This window comes from Acidovorax cavernicola (assembly GCF_003581445.1).
The window spans coordinates 101,087-121,905 of sequence record NZ_QXMN01000004.1 but is presented as its reverse complement, the minus strand read 5'-3'; the positions used below and the strand labels follow the sequence as shown (position 1 = coordinate 121,905).

At 69.2% G+C, this 20,819-nt stretch carries 17 protein-coding genes; 11 read left to right on the top strand and 6 right to left on the bottom strand.

The features are described from left to right. Positions 1 to 19: 19 nt before the first annotated feature. Positions 20 to 937 carry a LysR family transcriptional regulator gene (locus tag D3H34_RS06510; protein WP_119552624.1) on the top strand — a complete coding sequence of 306 codons (918 nt, stop codon included), beginning with the start codon at positions 20 to 22 and terminating at the stop codon, positions 935 to 937. Positions 938 to 948: 11 nt separating this feature from the next. Here D3H34_RS06510 and D3H34_RS06505 read toward each other — a convergent pair whose 3' ends face one another. Together D3H34_RS06505 and adh are read right to left on the bottom strand one after the other, a co-directional pair. Further along, positions 949 to 1,332, bottom strand: coding sequence for a DUF779 domain-containing protein (locus tag D3H34_RS06505; RefSeq protein WP_119552623.1), 384 nt, complete (start codon positions 1,330 to 1,332; stop codon positions 949 to 951). Continuing rightward, a complete protein-coding gene (gene adh, locus D3H34_RS06500) occupies positions 1,332 to 2,852 on the bottom strand; it encodes an aldehyde dehydrogenase (RefSeq protein ID WP_119552622.1) in 1,521 nt (506 codons plus the stop codon). The genes D3H34_RS06505 and adh overlap by 1 nt, the downstream gene beginning before the upstream one ends. Positions 2,853 to 3,083: 231 nt before the next feature. Between adh and D3H34_RS06495 the strand changes: the two genes are divergently transcribed. Then, positions 3,084 to 4,979 (top strand): sigma-54-dependent Fis family transcriptional regulator, encoded by a 1,896-nt coding sequence (locus D3H34_RS06495; protein ID WP_119552621.1) that lies wholly within the window; start codon positions 3,084 to 3,086, stop codon positions 4,977 to 4,979. Positions 4,980 to 5,035: 56 nt separating this feature from the next. Next, positions 5,036 to 5,866 (top strand): class I SAM-dependent methyltransferase, encoded by an 831-nt coding sequence (locus D3H34_RS06490; RefSeq protein WP_205736679.1) that lies wholly within the window; start codon positions 5,036 to 5,038, stop codon positions 5,864 to 5,866. Between the two features lie 31 nt (positions 5,867 to 5,897). On the opposite strand, the gene D3H34_RS06485 is transcribed toward D3H34_RS06490, so the two are convergent. After that, entirely contained in the window at positions 5,898 to 6,698 is an 801-nt protein-coding gene (locus tag D3H34_RS06485; RefSeq protein WP_119552620.1) for a DUF1266 domain-containing protein, read from the bottom strand. A 205-nt stretch (positions 6,699 to 6,903) separates the two neighbouring features. Continuing rightward, entirely contained in the window at positions 6,904 to 7,905 is a 1,002-nt protein-coding gene (locus D3H34_RS06480; RefSeq protein ID WP_119552619.1) for a hypothetical protein, read from the bottom strand. 328 nt (positions 7,906 to 8,233) lie between these two features. Between D3H34_RS06480 and D3H34_RS06475 the strand changes: the two genes are divergently transcribed. From D3H34_RS06475 to D3H34_RS06465, 3 genes are all read left to right on the top strand, one after another. Next, positions 8,234 to 8,620, top strand: coding sequence for a DUF4259 domain-containing protein (locus D3H34_RS06475; protein WP_167481130.1), 387 nt, complete (start codon positions 8,234 to 8,236; stop codon positions 8,618 to 8,620). Between the two features lie 224 nt (positions 8,621 to 8,844). After that, on the top strand, positions 8,845 to 12,078 hold the full coding sequence (locus D3H34_RS06470) for a hypothetical protein (RefSeq protein ID WP_119552617.1): 3,234 nt from the start codon (positions 8,845 to 8,847) through the stop codon (positions 12,076 to 12,078). 324 nt (positions 12,079 to 12,402) lie between these two features. Continuing rightward, the gene (locus D3H34_RS06465; RefSeq protein ID WP_119552616.1) at positions 12,403 to 13,446 is read left to right on the top strand and encodes an RNA methyltransferase; all 1,044 of its coding nucleotides are present in this window, start codon (positions 12,403 to 12,405) and stop codon (positions 13,444 to 13,446) included. Here the strand turns inward: D3H34_RS06465 and D3H34_RS06460 are convergent. Beyond that, positions 13,439 to 14,191 carry an alpha/beta fold hydrolase gene (locus D3H34_RS06460; RefSeq protein ID WP_119552615.1) on the bottom strand — a complete coding sequence of 251 codons (753 nt, stop codon included), beginning with the start codon at positions 14,189 to 14,191 and terminating at the stop codon, positions 13,439 to 13,441. The two genes, D3H34_RS06465 and D3H34_RS06460, sit on opposite strands and share 8 nt — an antisense overlap. Positions 14,192 to 14,422: 231 nt before the next feature. Between D3H34_RS06460 and D3H34_RS06455 the strand changes: the two genes are divergently transcribed. Continuing rightward, the gene (locus tag D3H34_RS06455; RefSeq protein ID WP_119552614.1) at positions 14,423 to 16,021 is read left to right on the top strand and encodes an OpgD/OpgG family glucan biosynthesis protein; all 1,599 of its coding nucleotides are present in this window, start codon (positions 14,423 to 14,425) and stop codon (positions 16,019 to 16,021) included. A 13-nt stretch (positions 16,022 to 16,034) separates the two neighbouring features. Here the strand turns inward: D3H34_RS06455 and D3H34_RS06450 are convergent, their stop codons facing one another. Beyond that, on the bottom strand, positions 16,035 to 16,448 hold the full coding sequence (locus D3H34_RS06450; protein WP_119552613.1) for an FKBP-type peptidyl-prolyl cis-trans isomerase: 414 nt from the start codon (positions 16,446 to 16,448) through the stop codon (positions 16,035 to 16,037). A 136-nt stretch (positions 16,449 to 16,584) separates the two neighbouring features. On the opposite strand from D3H34_RS06450, the gene eat reads away from it, so the two are divergent. The 4 genes from eat to D3H34_RS06430 are packed head-to-tail and all read left to right on the top strand — an operon-like array spanning position 16,585 to position 20,793. Further along, positions 16,585 to 17,991, top strand: coding sequence for an ethanolamine permease (gene eat / locus D3H34_RS06445; protein ID WP_119552612.1), 1,407 nt, complete (start codon positions 16,585 to 16,587; stop codon positions 17,989 to 17,991). Positions 17,992 to 18,008: 17 nt separating this feature from the next. Beyond that, positions 18,009 to 19,403, top strand: coding sequence for an ethanolamine ammonia-lyase subunit EutB (locus D3H34_RS06440; protein WP_119552611.1), 1,395 nt, complete (start codon positions 18,009 to 18,011; stop codon positions 19,401 to 19,403). Continuing rightward, positions 19,400 to 20,215, top strand: coding sequence for an ethanolamine ammonia-lyase subunit EutC (gene eutC / locus D3H34_RS06435; protein ID WP_119552610.1), 816 nt, complete (start codon positions 19,400 to 19,402; stop codon positions 20,213 to 20,215). Before D3H34_RS06440 ends, eutC begins: the two co-directional genes overlap by 4 nt. Further along, positions 20,212 to 20,793, top strand: a complete 582-nt coding sequence (locus D3H34_RS06430; protein ID WP_119552609.1) for a peroxidase-related enzyme — start codon at positions 20,212 to 20,214, stop codon at positions 20,791 to 20,793. The genes eutC and D3H34_RS06430 overlap by 4 nt, the downstream gene beginning before the upstream one ends. Positions 20,794 to 20,819 lie beyond the last annotated feature (26 nt).

Here is a 20,819-nt window from a genome sequence, read left to right as displayed (position 1 = left end):
CGCTCTCTAGAATCCGCCGATGGCCAGCACCATCAACCCCGCACGTGTCGATTTCGTGACGCTGCGCCTGTTCTGCGCGGTCGCCCAGTCGGGCAGCATCACCAAGGGGGCGGAGGCGTGTCACCTCGCGCTCTCGGCGGCGAGCCGGCGGTTGTCCGACTTCGAAACGGCCACCGGATCGAAGCTGCTCGAGCGCAGCTCCCAGGGCATCGCGCTCACACCGGCCGGGCATGTGGCGATGCAGCATGCGATGCGGCTCTTTCAGGGCTTCGAGCAGTTCAGCAGCGAGCTGGGCGACTACTCCAGCGGCGTGCGCGGCCATGTGCGGTTGTGGGCCAACATGTCGGCACTGACGGAGTTCCTGCCGACCACGCTGGCGGCCTTCCTCGGCAAGCATCCCGACATCCGCGTCGAAGTCGAGGAACAACTGAGCGGCGACATCGTGCGCGCACTGGTCGATGGCCTCGCCGACGTAGGCGTGTTCGCAGAGAACACGCCCGCCTATGGCCTGGACGTCGCACCCTTCCAGACCGACGAGCTCGTGGTGCTGTGCGCCAAGCCGCACCCGCTGGCCCGACTGCGCACGAAGCAGGTCGACTTCAAGACCTGCCTGGCCCATGAGTTCGTGGGGCTGAACCGCAGCAGCTCGCTGCTCGAGCTGACCTCGCGCGCGGCCGAGCAGGCCGGCATCCCGATGCGCCTGCGCGTGCAGGTGCGCAGCTTCGATGCGATGTGCCACATGATCGCGGCCAACCTGGGCATCGGCGTGGTGCCGCTGGCCGCCTGCAAGGCGCAGGTGGCGGCCCTCGACCTGAAGGTGGTGCACCTCAAGGACGCCTGGGCCACGCGGCGCCTGCTGATGGCGACGAAGACCGGTGCGGCGCTCTCGCCGGCAGCGCAGCTGCTGGTACAGCAGCTGCTCGCCTCGTCGAACTGAATACGAACGCGCTATCTCGCCGCGTCCGCTCCCGCCTCCAGCACCGCCCACTCTTCATCCGTGAACAGCCGCGAGCGCGTCAGGAAGCGCACGCCCAGCGGCCCTTCGAGCGAGAACATGCCGCCGCGCCCCGGCACCACGTCGATGATCAGCTGCGTGTGCTGCCAGTACGCGAACTGCGGCCCGCTGATGTAGAACGGCATGCCGCCGATGTGGCCCAGCAGACGGTCGTAGTCGCCCACGATGAACTCGCCCTGGGCATAGCACATGGGTGCGCTGCCGTCGCAGCAACCGCCCGACTGATGGAACATCAGCGGGCCGTGCCTTGCGGCGAGGTCGCCCACGAGCGCGAGCGCCGCGTCGGTCGCGGTGACGCGCAGAACCTCGCCGGTCATCAGAAGAAGCCCAGCTTGTTCTCGCTGTAGCTCACGAGCAGGTTCTTGGTCTGCTGGTAGTGGTCGAGCATCATCTTGTGGTTCTCGCGTCCGATGCCCGACTGCTTGTAGCCGCCGAAGGCCGCATGCGCCGGGTACTGGTGGTAGCAGTTGGTCCACACGCGCCCGGCCTGGATGCCGCGGCCCATGCGGAAGGCGCGGTTCATGTCGCGGCTCCACACGCCGGCGCCCAGCCCGTAGAGCGTGTCGTTGGCGATGGCAAGGGCTTCTTCCTCGTCCTTGAAGGTGGTGACCGACACCACGGGCCCGAAGATTTCTTCCTGGAAGATGCGCATCTTGTTGTGGCCCTTGAACACGGTCGGCTTCACGTAGTAGCCGTCGGCCAGGTCGCCATCGAGGCGCTGGCGCTCACCGCCGATCAGCACCTGCGCGCCCTCCTGCCGGCCGATGTCGAGGTACGACAGGATCTTCTCCAGCTGCTCGCTCGAGGCCTGCGCGCCGATCATGGTGGCCGCGTCGAGCGGGCTGCCCTGCTTGATCGCGGCCACGCGCTTCAATGCGCGTTCCATGAAGCGGTCGTAGATCGACTCCTGGATCAGCGCGCGGCTCGGGCAGGTGCAGACCTCGCCCTGGTTCAGCGCGAACATGGTGAAGCCTTCGAGCGCCTTGTCGAAGAAGGCGTCGTCGCGCTCCATCACGTCGGCGAAGAAGATGTTGGGCGACTTGCCACCCAGCTCCAGCGTGACCGGAATGAGGTTCTGGCTCGCGTACTGCGAGATCAGCCGGCCGGTGGTGGTCTCGCCGGTGAAGGCGATCTTGCCGATGCGGTTGCTCGACGCCAGCGGCTTGCCCGCCTCCACGCCGAAGCCGTTGACCACGTTCAGCACGCCCGGCGGCAGCAGGTCGCCGATGACCTCCAGCAGCACCAGGATCGACACCGGCGTCTGCTCGGCGGGCTTGAGCACCACGCAGTTGCCGGCCGCCAGCGCGGGCGCGAGCTTCCACACGGCCATGAGGATCGGGAAGTTCCACGGAATGATCTGGCCGACCACGCCGATGGGCTCGTGGAAGTGGTACGCGAAGGTCTCGTGGTCGATCTCGCTGATGCCGCCTTCCTGCGAGCGCACGCACGAGGCGAAGTAGCGGAAGTGGTCGATGGCCAGCGGCAGGTCGGCGGCCATGGTCTCGCGGATGGGCTTGCCGTTGTCCCAGGTCTCGGCGGCGGCCAGCATGGGCAGGTTCTCCTGCATGCGGTCGGCGATGCGGTTCAGGATGTTCGCGCGCTCGGTGGTCGAGGTGCGGCCCCAGGCGCCCTTGGCCTTGTGGGCGGCGTCGAGCGCGCGCTCGATGTCGGCGGCGCTCGAACGCGGCACTTCGCAGAAGACCTTGCCGGTGACGGGGGTGATGTTGCCGAAATACTGGTTCTCCACCGGCGCGACCCATTCGCCGCCGATGTAGTTGCCGTAGCGCTTCTTGAAGGGCACCGCGGTACCGAATTTGCCCGGTTCGAGCATGTCCATGGGTTGTCTCCGTTGGGTAAGGTGTGAACGGGCGCCGCGACATGCGGCGGCCCGCACAGGCACCGCAAGCGGCATACCCGGCCGAATCAGGGCAATCCCGAGGCCACTCTCCAGAGGAGGCGCGGCGGTCCAGAGGGTTTCCATTCGCAATCTGCGACATGTCTGCGCGAATACGGCGACTACGATGTCGCACAAGGCGAATCGCCGGGAACCCATCCATCGGAGCCACGCATGAGTGCAGCGCAGTTGCCATCGGTCAGCGTCGAACAGGCCCGCGAGCTGTTCTTCGCGCAAGGGCGCGACCCCGCGCCATGGATCGCGCCGCACATCTCGCGCTCGTGGCAGCGCAGCCGGCCGGTCGACCCGCAATGCATCGACCCCACGCCGATGGCGCCGTCGCTGCTCGACGAGCGGCGCGAACAGGCCATGCGCCTGCTCAGCTGCGCGCAGCCCGAGCTCGACGGGCTCGCCGAGCATGCCGTGGGCAACGGCTGCATCGTCGCGCTGTCGGACGCCAGCGGCCTGATCCTCGAGGAAATCGGCAGCCCCGACTTTCTGCCCAAGGCGCAACGCGTGGCGCTGCAGCCCGGCGTGGAATGGTCGGAAAGTCACCGCGGCACCAACGCCATCGGCACCGCGCTGGCCGAGCGCGAGGCGCTGTTGGTGCTGGGCGGAGAGCACTACCTGGCACAGAACGGCGCGCTGGGCTGCGCCGCGGCGCCGATCTTCACCGGCCGCGGCGAGCTGGCCGGCGCGCTCGACATCTCGGGCGAAACGGCGCGCGTGAACCACCACGCCCTCGGGCTGGTGCGCATGGCGGCGCAGCAGGTCGAGCACCGCATGCTGCTGGCCGATGCTTCGGGCCATGTGCTGCGCTTCCATGCGCGGCCGGCGCTGATCGGCACCGCGCGCGAAGGGCTGGTGGTGATCGAGGGTGGCCGCATCGTCGCGGCCAACCGCGTCGCGCTCGACCTGTTCGGCCGTTCGTGGGACGGCCTGCTCGGCGTCGACGCCGAGGAATTCCTGGGCGTGCACTGGCCGCGCATGGAACACCGGCGCAGCCTGCTCACGCTGCCGGGCGGGCGGCAGATCGCGACCGTCATGGAGCGCACGGGCACGGCGAGCAGCGGCACGGGCCGCACCGGCGCGCGGCACGCGATGGCCGCCACGTCCGCCGGCGACGACGACGTGGTGCGCCCGCTGCTGGAACGCGCCGTGCGCGTGCTCAACGAAGGCGTGCCGGTGCTGGTGAACGGCGAGACCGGCAGCGGCAAGGAGGTGTTCTCGCGCCGCCTGCATGCCGCCAGCCGGCGCAGCGCGGGCCCGTTCGTGGCGGTCGATTGCGCCTCGCTGCCCGAGACGCTGATCGAGGCCGAACTGTTCGGCTATGAAGAAGGCGCCTTCACCGGCGCGCGCCGCAAGGGCATGCCGGGCCGCATCCGGGAAGCGCACGGCGGCGTGCTGTTTCTCGACGAGATCGCCGAGATCCCGCTCGCACTGCAGACGCGGCTGCTGCGCGTGCTCGAAGGCCGCGTGGTCACGCCGCTGGGTGGCGGCCAGGGCGTGGCGGTCGATTTCGACCTGGTCTGCGCCACGCACGCGGGCCTGCCCGCGCTGGTCGAGGCCGGGCGCTTCCGCGCCGACCTGATGTACCGCGTGGCCGGTTTCACCGTTGCCCTGCCCTCGCTGCACGAGCGCGCCGACCGGCGCGCGCTGATCTCGCGTCTGTTTCTCGAATCGGGCGGCGCCGCCAAGCACCTGTGCCTGGAGAACGACGCGCTCGAACGCCTGGCCGCCTACCGCTGGCCCGGCAACGTGCGCGAGCTGCGCAGCGTGCTGCGTGCCCTCGTCGCGCTGGCCGATGCGGGCGATGCCGTGACGGCCGATGCCCTGCCCGCGCACCTGCGCGATGCCGCGCCCATCGCCGACTCTGGTGACTTCGGTGAAGCGGCAACGCCGCAACCCAACGCACCGCTGCAGACCATCACGCGCCACGCCATCGACGAGGCGCTGCGGGCCTGCGACCACGACGTGTCGCGCGCGGCACGCCGGCTCGGGGTCCATCGCAGCACCGTGTACCGCCACCTCGCCCGCCAGCGACCGCCCGCGGGCAACACCAAAGACTGACTTGCCCGCACGCGCGGGACCGGCCAGACTTTGCGCATGCCCTTGTTCCCGCCTTCATGACCACCGGCAAACCCGCGCGCAAACTGTCGGCTGTGCCGTCCACCCTGCGGATTCCGCTGGCCGCGCGGGCCTCGGGCGATGCGCTCTTTCCGCAGATGGCCGTGCGCGACGCCTACGCCGCCGGCATCCTCGAGAAGATCCGCGACGACGACCACGCCCTGCCCGACGACCGCACGAGCATCTACGGCATCCTTGCGCGCACGCGGCGCTTCCGCAGCCTGGCGCAAGACTTCCTCAAGCTGCATCCGGGGGCGCGCGTCGTGAACATGGGCTGCGGCCTGAGCCACTACTTCCAGTGGTTGGACGACGGCAAGTCGCGCATGACCGACGCCGACCTGCCCGAGGTGCTGGACCTGCGCCGCGAGCTGCTGCCCGAAACGCATCCGCGCCACGACCTGCGCGAACTCGACCTGACGGCGCCCGACTGGTGGGACCAGCTCGGCCTGCCGCGCAAGCGCCAGGCGCAGCCGGTCTTCCTGTTCACCGAAGGCGTGCTGATGTACCTCGAGCCCGAGCAGGTGAACGCCGTGTTCGCCACGTTCGGCGAACGCGCGCCGCCGGGCTCGGTGCTGGCCTTCGACGCGATGTGCTGGCTGGCCGTGGGCCGCGCGCGCCAGCACCCGTCGGTGCGCGCGACCGGTGCGGAGTTCCGGTGGGGCCTGCGTCGGAGCGAGGACCTGACGCGTCCCCACCCGCACCTGCAGCTGGAAGGCACCTACCGCGTGATGGAGGGCATGGGCTGGCCCTACACGCTGTTCGCGCCGATGGTGCTGTTCTTCCTGGGCGTGCCGATCTATGCGGTGTATGCGCTGAAGGCGAAAGCCTGACGCGCCCGGTGGCGAACGTGCCTGGACAGGCTCAGGCGAAAGGCACGCTGCGATACGGGCTGCGCGCGTCGCTCAGCAGCAGGCGGTTCGTGCGTAGCAGGTGCTCTTCGCGCGCGTCGGAGTACTGCCAGATCAGGCCGCCCGCGATGTACGCAGCACTCACCTGCGACCAGTTGGTGTAGGCCGCGCGCACCTGCGGTGCCAGTGCGCCGGCAAAGTCCGCGAACTCCGCGCGCTCGATGTAGCCCAGCTGCACCGCCCAGCGCGACAAGTTGGCCAGGCGCACCGCATCCCAGGCCACCAGGCTCGTCACCTGCTCCGGCGCCACGCCGAAGTGCTGGCGCAAGGCCTTGACCCAGCTCTGGCTGCCCGCCAGCAGTTGGCTCACGTCGGCGCTCGAGCGCCCGGTCTGCGCGGAGAGCGCGCGGACGTCCAGGTGCTCACGCGCCTTGATCTGGAAGAACGCGGGAAACCACGCGTCCATGACCAGGCGCAGCACGCCGGGCGTGGACTGCACCGCCGCATCGATCGCACCAATGGCCTTCCACGACGGCAGGTAAGTGGCGCGCTGACCTTCTTCCGTCAACCAGCGGGCGGTCTGCTCGAAGCTGGCCCGGTCGGTCACGTTCCAGACCTGCGCGACGCCTTCGCTCAGGGTGTCGTTGTCCTTGCCGGTGAGCACTGCGTTCACGCTGTCGCCGTTGAAGGCCGACAGCGGCGTGCTCAGCGTGACCAGCCATTGCTCTTGCGCGGAAAGCGCCGGCGCGGCAGCGTCGAACTTGAGCTTGTCGTTGTCGAGCATCGCGTGCGCGAGCGTGTCCTTGAACCCCATGAAAACTCCTCCCGATTTGTTTGTCGAATGAAACGCGGACGACTCAGAAGGTGTGAATGAATCCGGCGTGGCCGAGCAGCCCGCTCAGGCGCGTCCCCTCAAGGCGCAAAGCACAGCCATAGCTCGGGCTATGGCGAGCATTTGCAACGCGGAGGGGGCGCGTCTGGGCGGGATGAGCGGACATGGCGGGTTCGTTCGCACCTTCTCAGGCCCGCGATTGCAGGCGCACGATTTCCTGCTGCAGGAACGCGAGGAATGGCGCGCGCAGTGCTTCCTTCATGTGCGCGGGCAGCGCCATCGGCGGGGTCGAACCGGTCAGCAACTGGTCGCCCTTCTCCCCGATCTGCAGCGCGCGCGGCTCCACGCGCTCCAGCGCGATGCGAAGCGGCGACTCCATCAGATCCTTGCCGTACAGCGCTTGCGCGGTCAGCGCCACGCCATACGGGCCGCCGAACAGCGGGAAGTCGGCCAGCGCGAACTGCAGCGTCTCGCCTGCGGCGATCTGGAACTTGTCGACCACCTTGCCCAGCTTCTTGGCCAGCTTCGGGTTGGCGGGATCGAGCAAGGTGTCGGTCGCGCCATAGTCGGCCACGAGTTCGGCCAGCTTCCACTCGCGCTGCTGCACCTGCCGCTGGCTGCCGTTTTCCGCGTGGTACGCCACCACCGCCGCGACCGTCGGCGCCAGCACCTCGCCGCAGCGCTTGCGCAGTTCCGCCTCGGGCTCGTCGGCCACGCCGGCCCAGTCTTTCCACGCCTTGTAGCGCGCGAGCAGCGTCGAGACGAAGGACGATGCATCGTCCGCGCGCGCGGGCAAGGCATGGCCTTGCGCCGGCGGCGGTGCGGCCGACAGCACGGTGAAGTCGTCCTGCACGTAGATCGCCTGGTCGGTCAGCAGCAGCCCTTGCGACGTGCGCTTGCCGCTGAGGCGGTTCATCGCGTGGTAGCCGAGGAAGAACAGCGGGATCTCGTCGCCCAGCCAGGGCTTGGGCAGGTACATCTGCTCGACCGCCTGCGCGAACACTTGCGGCGCATCCTCGTGGTCGGGGTGATCGGTCTGGTCGGGCAGGAAGGAGAAGCCCGACAAATCGGATTGCGACAGGGCCTGCACCTGCTGCTGGACGCGTGCGCGCAAGGCATCGCCGTGGCGTGAGCGTTCGGGCGGCAGCGCACCCAGGTGATCGGTGAACGACGAAAAGACGAATGACATGTTGAATCTCTCCCTGAAACCGTGGACATGGATAAGTAGGCGGCCCGACATCTGCTTCCATTGGCCATGCACGGCAGATCGGTCGTGATCGCGGAATGTCCTGGAAGAACATCGCTGCAATGCCGGCCAGGAGGAGCTTGTCTCCCGGGGCTCACGGACTGGATGATCACGCCTCGTTGAAAGAGGCGCGGCCATGCTACTTGGAAGCGTCGCCCGGCATTCTGACGAATTCTGCGCACGGCCGCGACCACGAAATGCGGTTCGCTAGCATGGCAGTCTTCGCAATCCATGGCGCCTTGCAATGCGCCATCACACGGGAGTCATACGAATGGGTACATGGTCCACCGCCGGCTTCGGCAACGACGAGGCACTCGATTGGCTGGGTGAACTGCAGGAAGCCGATGACCCGCTCGCCTTCATCCAGGAGACGCTGGACTCGGGCTCGACCGAAGGCATCGTCGCCGCGAGCGAAGTGCTGGCAGTGCTCGCCGGACAAGGCGGCGCCGACGTGCACCCGCACGCGATCGACTGGTGCGCCGGCAAGGCCGCGCCGCCCGCCGCGCTGCGGCATGCCGCCGCCGATGCGTTGCAAGCCATCCTCGACGACCCCGACGCGGACGGGCACGACACCTGGGCCGAACTCGGTGAGGACGACGAGGACTACCTCGCGTGGCTGGCGAACCTCAAGAGCCTCCAAGTCCGGCTGCGCGGTTAGCCGAGCACCGCTGAACGCGTCCGGCGTTCCGGTAAAAAAGTGCGTCACGTTACGTAACGGATGGCGACAGCTGCCCGTTTCGCCGCCTGGGCCCGATCGGGCCGCTTGCACAAAAATCTTTTCAAATCAACAAGATAGGGCGTTCGCAGCTCAACGCCGACGGCCGGAATCAAAGGCGGCACGCATGTTGCCCTCTGTAGTCATTTATTTGACGAGGAGGCTGCATGTCCACCACCGTATCGCCGATCGCTTCGATCCCTGCTGCTGCCGAAAGCGGCGCGTCCCCCGTGGTGCTGGCCCAGGCCAGCGTCACGCCCCTGGGCCCTGTCGGATCGGGAGCCGCCATGGCCGCCCCGGCTGCGGCGACAGCGCCGACCAGCCTGGGCACGCTGTCCAACGCCTCGCCCGGCACGGTCGTCATGCGCGACGGACTACGGATGCCGGTGGACGGCAACCAGACCCTCATCGCGGGCGACCGCGTGATCGTGCCCGACGGCGGCCAGGCCAACGTGCTGTTCCCCGGCTCGGCCACCAACAAGGCGCCGCTGGCCGGCGTCTTCGCGGGCGGTACCGACGCCACCATCACCTCGACCAAGCTGTCCAGCGGCCTGGAGCAGGTGAATGTCGACGTGGCCTCCGGCAACCTCGATGTCACCTCGCCCGACAGCGACGCGGAAGCCGCGGCGCTCGCCGTGAGCAAGAAGACCGCGGGCGGCAGCGGCATCGGCCTGGGTGAGTTCGCACTCGGCGCACTGGGCGCCATCGGCCTGGGCGCCGCACTGAGCGGCGGTGGCGGTGGTGACGGCGGCGGCTTCCCCCTCTTCGTCTCGGGCATCGGCGACAGCGACGCAGATGCCGATTCGGACACCGATGCCGATGCTGACTCGGATGCCGACGCAGATGCTGACGCCGATGCGGACGCTGACGCCGATGCAGATGCGGACGCCGATGCCGACGCGGATGCAGACGCTGATGCGGATGCCGACGCGGACGCCGATGCAGACGCAGACCACCTGCTCGATCCGGGCGACGGCCTCGTCGGCGGCCTGCTCGGCGCGCTCGACAACGCCCTCGGCCTGGGAGGCGGGAGCGGCGCAGCCAACGTGCGCGCCGCGACAGCCGGCTCGTCGGGCACGCTCGCCTCGCTGATGCCCGTGGCCGACGGCCTCACGGACCTGGTGGACGACCTGCTCTCGCCCATCACCGGCGAAGAGTTCCGGCCCAATGACCCGAACGAGTTCGAGGCCGTGGACAACGCGGTCGAAGACATCGCCATCCACGTCGGCGGCGTGCTGACGCCGGTGGTCGACGGCCTGCTGGGTGACGGCCTGACCGACGCCCTCGTCGGATCGCTGATCGGCCAGGTCGACTACCTGACCGATGCGCTGGGCAACGCGCTCGAGAACATCCTGGGCGGCGACGGCTTGCTCGGCGGCATCACGACCCCGCTGGGCCTGGACGGCCTCGCGGACGACCTGCTCGGCACCGACGGCGTGGTCAGTCAGGTGCTCGACGGCCTGCTCGGCGACGGCAGCCTGCTGGGCAACGTGCTCGGCGAAGACGGCCTGATCGGACAACTGCTGGGAGACGACGGCCTGCTGGGTGGCCTGCTCGGCGACGGCGGCTTGCTGGGTGGCGTCCTCGGCGGCGACGGTGGTCTGCTCGGCGGTGTGCTGGGTGACGACGGCCTGCTCGGTGGCCTCCTCGGCGGAGAAGGCGGTTTGCTCGGCGGTGTACTGGGCGACGACGGCCTGCTGGGCGGCATCCTCGGTGGCGAAGGCGGCTTGCTTGGCGGTGTGCTGGGCGACGACGGTCTGCTGGGCGGCTTGCTCGGTGGCGAAGGCGGTCTGCTTGGCGGCGTGCTGGGTGACGACGGCCTGCTGGGCGGCTTGCTCGGCGGTGAAGGCGGTCTGCTCGGCGGCGTGCTGGGTGACGACGGCCTCCTGGGCGGCTTGCTCGGCGGTGAAGGCGGTCTGCTCGGCGGCGTGTTGGGTGACGACGGCCTGTTGGGCGGTCTGCTCGGTGGCGACGGTGGCCTGCTCGGCGGTGTGTTGGGTGACGACGGCCTGTTGGGCGGTCTGCTCGGTGGCGACGGTGGCCTGCTCGGCGGTGTGTTGGGCGATGACGGCCTGGTCAACGGCCTCCTCGGCGACGAAGGCATCCTGGGCGGCGTGCTCGGTGGCGACGGCGCGCTGGCCGGCGTGCTCGGCAGCGAAGGCCTCACCGGCGGACTGCTTGGCGGCGACGGCCTCGTGGACAGCCTGCTCGGCCCGGATGGCGCGGTCGGCGCATTGCTCAGCGCCACCCCGCTCGCCGGCCTCCTCGGCGGCGAAGACGGCTTGCTGAGTGGCCTGGTGGGCGATGACGGCCTTCTGGGCGGCCTCCTCGGCGACGACGGCCTGCTCGGCGGTGTCCTGGCCGACGACGGCATCCTCGGTGCCGAAGGGCCGGTCGGCAGCCTGCTGGGCGGCGTCCTTGGCGGCGATGGCGGCCTGTTGGGCGGTGTGCTCGGTGGCGAAGGCGGCCTGCTCGGCGGTTTGCTGGGTGACGAGGGCTTGTTGGGCAGCCTGCTCGGTGGCGGCGATGGCGGTCTTCTGGGTGGTGTGCTCGGTGACGACGGCCTCCTGGGTGGCGTCCTCGGCGGCGACGGTGGTCTGCTTGGTGGCGTGCTGGGTGACGACGGCCTCCTGGGCGGCGTCCTCGGTGGCGACGGCGGTCTGCTCGGCGGCGTGCTGGGTGACGACGGCCTCCTGGGCGGCGTCCTCGGCGGCGACGGTGGTCTGCTCGGTGGCGTGCTGGGTGACGACGGCCTGTTGGGCGGTGTCCTCGGTGGCGACGGCGGTCTGCTCGGCGGCGTGCTGGGTGACGACGGCCTGTTGGGTGGCGTCCTCGGCGGCGGCGAAGGTGGTCTGCTCGGCGGCGTGCTGGGTGACGACGGCCTGCTGGGTGGCGTCCTCGGCGGTGGCGAAGGCGGTCTGCTCGGCGGTGTGCTGGGCGACGACGGCCTTGTGGGCGGCGTCCTCGGTGGCGGCGAAGGCGGTCTGCTCGGCGGCGTGCTCGGTGAAGACGGCGTGCTGGGCGGTGTGCTCGGCGGCATCGTCGGCGAGGACGGACTCGTCGGCAGCCTGCTCGGCGGTCTGCTGGGAGGCAAGGGCCCGACCGCGGACATCCTCGAGCCGGTGTCGTCTGTGCTCGACCATGTGACGGATACCGTCGCGCCGGTCGCGTGCGAGGCCACGCAGGCGGTGTCGGGTGCCACGGCGCCCGCGACCGACATCCTGGCCGGCGCGGTATCGACGGTCGCCCCGGTGGTCGCACAGGTGGTGGGCACGGTCGAACATGCGGTCACGCCGCTGGTCAACGAGGTCGTGGCCCCGATCACCAGCCTGCTCGATCACGGCACCAGCGGCTCGCCGCTGGCACCCGTGACGAACATCCTGCACGGCCTGTTGGGCTGATCGAGGGCGAAGGAGGGAGCGGCCGGCAACGGCCCTCCTCTTCTTGTTTCGTTTTCCGCGCAGAAGGCGCAGCGCACCGCCCCCGGCGCGCTGCGCCTTCGCACGTCTGCCGTGCACAATCGGCGCTCCCCGAGTCCGGAGAAGGTGTGAACGAACCCGCCATGTCCGCTCATCCCGCCCAGACACGCCCCCTCCGCGTTGCAAATGCTCGCCATAGCCCGAGCTATGACTGCGCTTTGCGCCTTGAGGGGGCGCGCCTGCGCGGGCTGCTCGGCCACGCCGGATTCATTCACACCTTCTGAGCCCCTTTTGCCCCACGCGCGCATGCGAATCCACGAACTGAAACGACGACTCCGCGAGGCCGGGGCCGGCCCCAGCCACGAGCAGCGCATCCTGCGGCTGTGGTCGCATGCGCTGCCGCGCAACAGCGGTCGGCGCCTGCCGGCCACGTTCTTCCCGTCGTCGCTGATGGAGGTGCTGCCGGCCATCGAGGCCGAGCTGGCGGGCCTGGCACGCATCCATGCCATCCATCCCGGCGCGGACGGCTCCGAGCGGTTGCTCGTCGCGCTGGCCGACGGCCAGACCGTCGAGAGCGTGCTGCTGCCGCGCGATGGACTGTGTGTCTCGTCGCAGGTCGGCTGCGCGGTCGGTTGCCAGTTCTGCATGACGGGCCGCGACGGCCTGCTGCGCCAGGTCGAAAGCGCGGAGATCATTGCGCAGGTGGCGCTTGCACGTCTGCGCCGGCCGGTGCGCAAGGTGGTGTTCATGGGCATGGGCGAACCGGCCCACAACCTGGACAACGTGATCGAGGCCATCGAGCTGCTCGGCACGGTGGGCAACATCGGCCACAAGAACCTGGTGTTCTCCACCGTGGGCGATCCGCGCGTGTTCGAGCGGCTGCTGCAGGCGCGCGTGCGGCCCGCGCTGGCGCTCTCGCTGCACACGACCGACGCCGAGCTGCGCCGCAAGCTCCTGCCGCGCGCGCCGAACCTGACGCCCGAAGCACTCATCGACGCAGGCGAGCGCTATGCCCGCGCCACCGGCTACCCGATCCAGTACCAATGGACCTTGCTCGAAGGCGTGAACGACGGGCCCGAGGAAATCGAGGGCATCGTGCGGCTGCTGTCCGGCAAATACGGCGTGCTGAACATGATCCCGTTCAACACGGTGGACGGCGTGGCCTTCGGGCGCCCGTCGCGCGAACGCTGCGAGCAGATGGCCCGCACGCTGCACGCGCGCGGCATCCTGACGAAGCTGCGCTACTCGGCCGGCCAGGACGTCGATGGCGGCTGCGGCCAGTTGCGGGCGCGCGCGGTCGAGGCGCGGGTGACGGTGCCGATCCGCCGCGCCGACGACCGGCTCAGCTGAGCGAGTCCATCCAGTCCCACACGGCTACGGGCGCCTCGACCATCACGTTGTGGCCATGCGGCCCCAGGTCGCGGGCCTCGGGATCGAGAGAGCGGGTCTGCTCGAGGGTGACCAATGCATCGTGGCGCCCCTGGCCCAGGTGAACCGGGCAGCGCGCCAGGGCCACCAACTCGGACAGCGGCGGCTTGCCTACCGCATTCGCGCGCGGGTCCATCGCGAGGCGCCAGCCCTCGTTCTCGTGCGCAACGCCGCGCGCCACGACAGGCGACGCCACATCGGCGATTCCCGCCAGGCCGGACACCTTCAGGTAGCGATCCCGCGCCTCGTCTTCCGTTGCGAAACGCTTGGCGGGCTGCGTTGCCAGCATCTCCATGCGACGGACCTCGTCATCGCTCCACGCGACCTTGATGCCGGCTGCGAACACGCGGTGCGGCACGACGCCGAACCACCCGGTCGCCAGGGCCAGGCCGATCACGCCGCCCAGCGAATGGCCGAGCACCACAAGGCGGCCTTCAGGCTCCAGATGCGGCAGCACCGCGCGCGCCACCGTGGCCGCGTGCTGGCCGATGACGTAGGACGCCTGCCGGTCCGATGCGCCGTGTCCGGGCAGATCGAGCGCGAGCCAACGGCCCTGCCATCGCGCCCCGGCTTGCGCACACAGCGGCGACCACACCGCGCCTGTCGCGCCCATGCCGTGCAGCAGCACCAGCAGATCGCGGCCTTCGCCGCCTTGTTCCGTGTACATCTTGTTGTCTCCAGGCACTTTCGATGGCGCGAGAATACCCGGCGATGCGTCGGAAAGCGTCCGATCTGCACCCGCTGCCGTCGCACGACGCGGGGCCTTGTCCGGCCCTGTTTGCGCGGAATGGCTGACGCGCCGTACCCTGCCGCTCGGGGCATGCTCGACGTTTTCCCCGCCGCCACCCGGTCCTTCTTTCCCCTTCTCCTCCAAAGGCTTTCGCCCCCTCAAGAACACATGCTTGATCGCCGATCCTTCCTCGCCGCCGGCAGTGCCGCCGCCGCACTCGCCGCCCTGGGACTGCCCGAAGAGGCGCTGGCCGCCAACGGCCTGCAACTGAGCCAGCCGGCGCCCTTCTCTTTCGATGCGCTCGTCGCGCAGGCCAAGCGCCTGGCCGCCCGCCCCTACACCGCCGCCGCGCCGCTGGCGCCGCAGGTGCTGGAGCGCATCGACTACGACGCGCACGGCAAGATCCGCTTCGACCCCGCCAACGCCCTCTTCCGCGACGGACCCGGCGCCTTTCCGGTGACGTTCTTTCACCTCGGCCGCTTCTTCCAGACCCCGGTGCGCATGCATGTGCTGGAAAACGCCGGCGGCGACAGCTTCGCGCGCGAGGTGCTCTACAGCCCCTCGTACTTCTCGATGCCCGCCGACAGCCCGGCGCGCTCGCTGCCCGAAGGCGCCGGCTTCGCGGGCTTTCGCCTGCAGGAAAGCCGCCTGGGCGACCAGGGCAAGCTCGACTGGCAGAAAAACGACTGGGTCGCCTTTCTCGGCGCCTCGTACTTCCGCGCCATCGGCGAGCTGTACCAGTACGGCCTGTCGGCGCGCGGCATCGCGCTCGACGTGGCGGTGCCCGACAAGCCCGAGGAGTTCCCGAACTTCACCCGCTTCTATTTCGAGACACCCGCCGCGGGCAACACCACCTCGATGACGGTCTATGCGCTGCTCGAAGGGCCGAGCGTCACGGGCGTGTTCAAGTTCGTCATGCAGCGCGGCAAGGCCGTCCTCATGGACATCGATGCGCGCATCTTCCTGCGCCGCGATGTCTCGCGCCTGGGCCTGGTGCCGCTCACGTCGATGTACTGGTACTCCGAAACCACCAAGCCCACCGCCATCGACTGGCGCCCCGAGGTGCACGACTCCGATGGCCTCGCGATCTGGAATGGCGCGGGCGAGCGCATCTGGCGCCCGCTGAACAACCCCACGCAGACACGCGCCTCCGCGTTCGCCGACACGAAGCCGCGCGGCTTCGGCCTGCTGCAGCGCGACCGCAACTTCGACCACTACCAGGACGGCGTGAACTACGAGAAGCGCCCGAGCCTGTGGATCGAGCCGCTGGGCGACTGGGGCGAAGGCTCGGTGCAGCTCATCGAGATCCCGACCGACGACGAGATCCACGACAACACCGTCGCCTTCTGGGTGCCCAAGGCCGATGCCAAGGCCGGCGCGAGCTACAGCCTGCAGTACCGGCTGCACTGGACCGACCAGGAACCCTTTCCGTCGCCGCTCGCGCGCTGCGTGGCCACGCGCATCGGCCGCGGCGGCCAGCCGGGCCAGCCGCGCCCGCAGGGCGTGCGCAAGTTCATGGTGGAGTTCATCGGACAGCCGCTCACCACGGTGCGCTTCGGTGTGAAGCCCGAACTGGTGCTCACCGCATCGCGCGGCAAGTTCTCCTACGTCTTCGCCGAGGCCGTGCCCAACGGCGTGCCGGGCCACTGGCGCGCCCAGTTCGACTTCACGCCCGAAGGCACGGAGCCGGTCGACATGCGGCTGTACCTGAAGAACGGCGACCAGACGTTGACGGAGACCTGGCTGTACCAGTACCAGCCAGGTTGAGCCTCGCGAAGCCTCAGCGCTTCGTGACCGAGACCAGCTCGACTTCGAAATTCAGCGTGGCATTCGGCGGGATCAGGCCGTTGCCCGCGCCGCGCGCGCCATAGGCGATCGATGCCGGGCAGGTCAGCTTGGCCTTGCCGCCCGGCTTCATCTTCTGCACGCCTTCGGTCCAGCATGGGATCACGCCGTTGAGCGGGAACTCGGTCGGCTCGCCGCGCTTGTACGAGCTGTCGAACTCCTTGCCGCTGTCGGGGAAGGTGCCGCGGTAGTGCACCTTGACCACGTCGGTGGCGGCCGGCGAGGCGCCGGTGCCTTCCTTGAGCGACTGGTAGATCAGGCCGCTGGGCGTGGTGACCGCGGCGGATTGCGCAAAGGCTGCGGGAATGGCAAAGACGGACACGAGCGCGGCACAGACATAAGACTTCACGAAACACCTCGGTGGTTGAAAAGCTGCCGATTATGGACAGCCCCCGTGAAGCCGCCTGTACGCCGATGTATCCGATGGAACGGCCCTTGCTTCGGGACTGACGCACTGTCACCATCCGCAAAGAGAGGAAGCCCCCATGCGCTCCAGCGACGCTTCGCCGGCCCCTGTTGCCGGCACCGGCCATCTCAAGAAAGTCCTCGGTCCCGTCCAGTTGTGGGGCATTGCCGTCGGCCTCGTCATCTCGGGTGAGTACTTTGGTTGGAGCTACGGCTGGAACACGGCCGGCACGCTCGGCTTCCTGGTCGCCACGGTGCTGGTGGCCACGATGTACACCACCTTCATCTTCAGCTTCACCGAGCTCTCGACCGCCATCCCGCACGCTGGCGGCCCCTTTGCCTATGCACGGCGCGCCTTCGGTCCGCGCGGCGGTTTCGTGGCGGGCTTCGCGACGCTGATCGAGTTCGTCTTCGCGCCACCGGCCATCGCGCTGGCCATCGGCGCCTACCTCAACGTGCAGTTCCCGGGCATCAACCCGAAGTGGTTCGCGGTGAGCGCGTACGTGATCTTCATCGGGCTCAACTGGATCGGCATCGGCATCGCGGCAGCGTTCGAGCTGTTCGTCACGGTGCTCGCGATCTTCGAGCTGCTGGTGTTCATGGGCGTGGTCGCACCGGGTTGGTCGATGGCGAACTTCGTGGCCAACGGATGGGCCGGCGGCAATGTGCTGAACGGCGCGGCGGTGTCGGGCATCTTCGCGTCGATCCCGTTTGCGATCTGGTTCTTCCTGGCCATCGAGGGCGCGGCCATGGCTGCCGAAGAGGCGCGCGACCCGCACCGCACCATTCCGCTGGCCTACACCACCGGCATCGTCACGCTGGTGCTGCTGGCCTTCGGCGTGATGATCTTCGCGGGCGGCGTGGGCGACTGGCGCCAGCTCGCCAACATCAACGACCCGCTGCCACAGGCCATGAAAGCGGTGGTGGGCGGCGACAGCGGCTGGCTGCACATGCTGGTGTGGATCGGCCTGTTCGGGCTGATCGCCTCCTTCCACGGCATCCTCATGGGCTACTCGCGCCAGATCTTCGCGCTCGCGCGCGCCGGCTACCTGCCGCGCTACTTCGCCGGCCTGAGCCCGCGCTTCGACACGCCGCATCGCGCGCTGCTGGCCGGCGGCGTGGTGGGCATCGTCGCCATCTTCAGCGACGAGTGGATTCAGTTCGGCGGCCAGACGCTCACGGCCAACATCGTCACGATGGCCGTGCTCGGCGCGATCGTGATGTACCTGGTTTCGATGGCCGCGCTGTTCAAGCTGCGCCGCAACGAGCCGAACCTGCTGCGCACCTACCGCGCGCCCTTCTATCCCGTGTTCCCGGCCGTCGCGCTCGGCCTCGGCCTGGTGTGCCTGGGCGCGATGGTCTGGTTCAACACCATGCTCACGGCGCTCTTCCTCGTACTGATGGCGGCCGCCTACGGCTACTTCCTGCTCACCTCGGCGCAGCGCGACGCCGCCGCACCGGACGAGATGCTGTCTTCCACGCCCTGAAACCCTCCCACGACACGATGCCCTACCGCACCACCATCGCCGCGCAGGTGTTCGCCTTCGACGACCTGCGGCAGGTGCTGGCCTGCGCCAGCCCTGCGCGCTCGGGCGACTACCTCGCGGGCCTGGGCGCGGCCACCGCGCAGCAGCGCATGGCGGCGCGCCACGTGCTGGCCGACACGCCGCTCAAGCAGTTCCTGAACGAAGCGCTGATTCCCTACGAGCAGGACAACATCACGCGGCTCATCATCGACACGCATGACGCGCAGGCCTTCGCGCCGGTCGCGCACCTCACGGTCGGCGACTTCCGCAACTGGCTGCTCTCCGGGCAGGCCACCACCGACGCACTCACCGCACTGGCGCCGGGCCTCACGCCCGAGATGGTCGCGGCGGTGTCCAAGCTCATGCGCAACCAGGACCTCGTGGCGGTGGCGAAGAAGTGCTGCGTGGTCACGCGCTTTCGCAACACCCTCGGCCTGCCCGGCCACCTGGCGGTGCGCCTGCAACCCAACCACCCCACCGACGACCTGCGCGGCGTGGCCGCCTCCACGCTGGACGGCCTGCTCTACGGCGCGGGCGACGCGGTGATCGGCATCAACCCCGTGTCCGACAGCCTGCCCGTGCTGGGGCGCTTGCTGCACATGCTCGACGAAGTCATCCAGCGCTTCGAGATCCCCACGCAGAGCTGCGTGCTCACGCACGTGACGAACACGCTGAAGCTGGCTGAAGCCGGCGCGCCGGTGGACCTCGTGTTCCAGTCGATCGCGGGCACCGAGCAGGCGAACCTGTCGTTCGGCGTGACGCCCGCGCTGCTCGACGAGGCCCACGCCGCCGCGCAGTCGCTTGCGCGCGGCACCGTCGGCCACAACCTCATGTACTTCGAGACCGGCCAGGGCAGCGCGCTCTCGGCCAATGCCAACTTCGGCGTCGACCAGCAGACCTGCGAGGTGCGCGCCTATGCGCTCGCGCGGCGCTACCAGCCGCTGCTCATCAACACCGTCGTCGGCTTCATCGGCCCCGAGTACCTGTACGACGGCAAGCAGATCATCCGCGCCGGGCTCGAAGACCACTTCAGCGGCAAGCTGCTCGGGCTGCCCATCGGCTGCGACATCTGCTACACCAACCACGCCGAGGCCGACCAGGACGACATGGACAACCTGCTCGTGCTGCTGGGCACGGCGGGCATCAACTTCATCATGGGCGTTCCGGGCGCGGACGACGTGATGCTCAACTACCAGAGCACCTCGTTCCACGACGCCCTCTTCCTGCGCGAGACGCTGGGCCTGAAGCGCGCACCCGAATTCGAGGCCTGGCTGCAACGCATGCAGATCACCGACACCGCCGGACGACTCGCGCCGCCATCGGCCAACCGGCTGCTGAACGACATGGGCGGGCTGTCCGCACTGGCGCCATGAGCGATTCACCGGTCACGCCCAATCCCTGGACGCAATGGCGCGCCGCCACACCCGCACGGCTCGCGTTGGGTCGCGCTGGTGCCGGCATGCCCACCGACGAGACGTTGCGCTTCGGCTGGGCCCACGCGATGGCGCGCGACGCGATCCACGCGGCGCTCGATGTCGATGCGCTCGACGCCGCACTGCGCGCGGAGCAGTGGGATGTGAATCGCGTGCGCAGCCGCGCCCCCGACCGCACCACCTACCTGCGCCGCCCTGACCTGGGTCGCCAGCTCGACGCCGAAGACGCCGCGCGCCTGCGCGATGATCGGCCCGCGGGTGGCTGCGACCTCTGCCTCGTGATCGGCGACGGCCTCTCCTCGCTGGCCGTCGCGCGCCACGCGGTGCCGCTGCTCGCGGCCCTGCGTACGCAACTGCCGACCGGCATTCGCCTGTCGCCCGTGTTCATCGCCACCCAGGCGCGCGTCGCGCTGGCCGACGAACTGGGCGCAGCGGCCGGCGCGGCGCTGTCGGTCATGCTGATCGGCGAACGCCCGGGCCTCAGCTCGCCCGACAGCCTCGGCATCTACCTGACCCACGCGCCACGGCGCGGCCGGCACGACGCCGAGCGCAACTGCATTTCGAACGTACGGCCCGAGGGGCTGTCGTACACGCTGGCCGCCTTCAAGCTCGCGTGGCTGGTGCGTGAATCGGTGCGCCGGGGGCTGAGCGGCGTGGCGCTGAAGGACGAGAGCGATCTGGCGGTGCTCGCAGCAGACCCGCACGCCGTTGCCTATGATCCCGGGACCGATCCCCAGGAGACAAAGAGATGACCACCGCTCGCTACCCCCTCGCCGAACTCAAGGACCTGCCCGACGACATCCGCACCGCGATCCTCGCCGTGCAGGAAAAGGCCGGCTTCGTGCCGAACGTGTTCCTCGGCCTTGCGCGCCGTCCCGCCGAATGGCGCGCCTTCTTCGCGTACCACGACGCGCTGATGCTCAAGGAGGAAGGTTCGCTCACCAAGGGCGACCGCGAGATGATCGTCACCGTCACCAGCGCGGCCAACCAGTGCCTGTACTGCGTGGTGGCGCACGGCGCGCTGCTGCGCATCTACGAGAAGAAGCCCCTGGTGGCCGACCAGGTGGCGGTGAACTACCGCAAGGCCGACATCACGCAGCGCCAGCGCGCGATGCTCGACTTCGCGATGAAGGTCTGCGAGAACTCGCACGCCATCGAAGACCGCGACTTCGCGCCGCTGCACGCGCACGGCTTCGACGACGAAGACATCTGGGACATCGCGGCCATCACCGCCTTCTTCGGGCTGAGCAACCGGCTGGCCAGCTTCAGCGGCATGCAGCCGAACCCGGAGTTCTTCCTGATGGGCCGGCTGCCGCGCGAGAAGAAGTAAGAAGAGAAGAAGGCGCGGCTACCGGC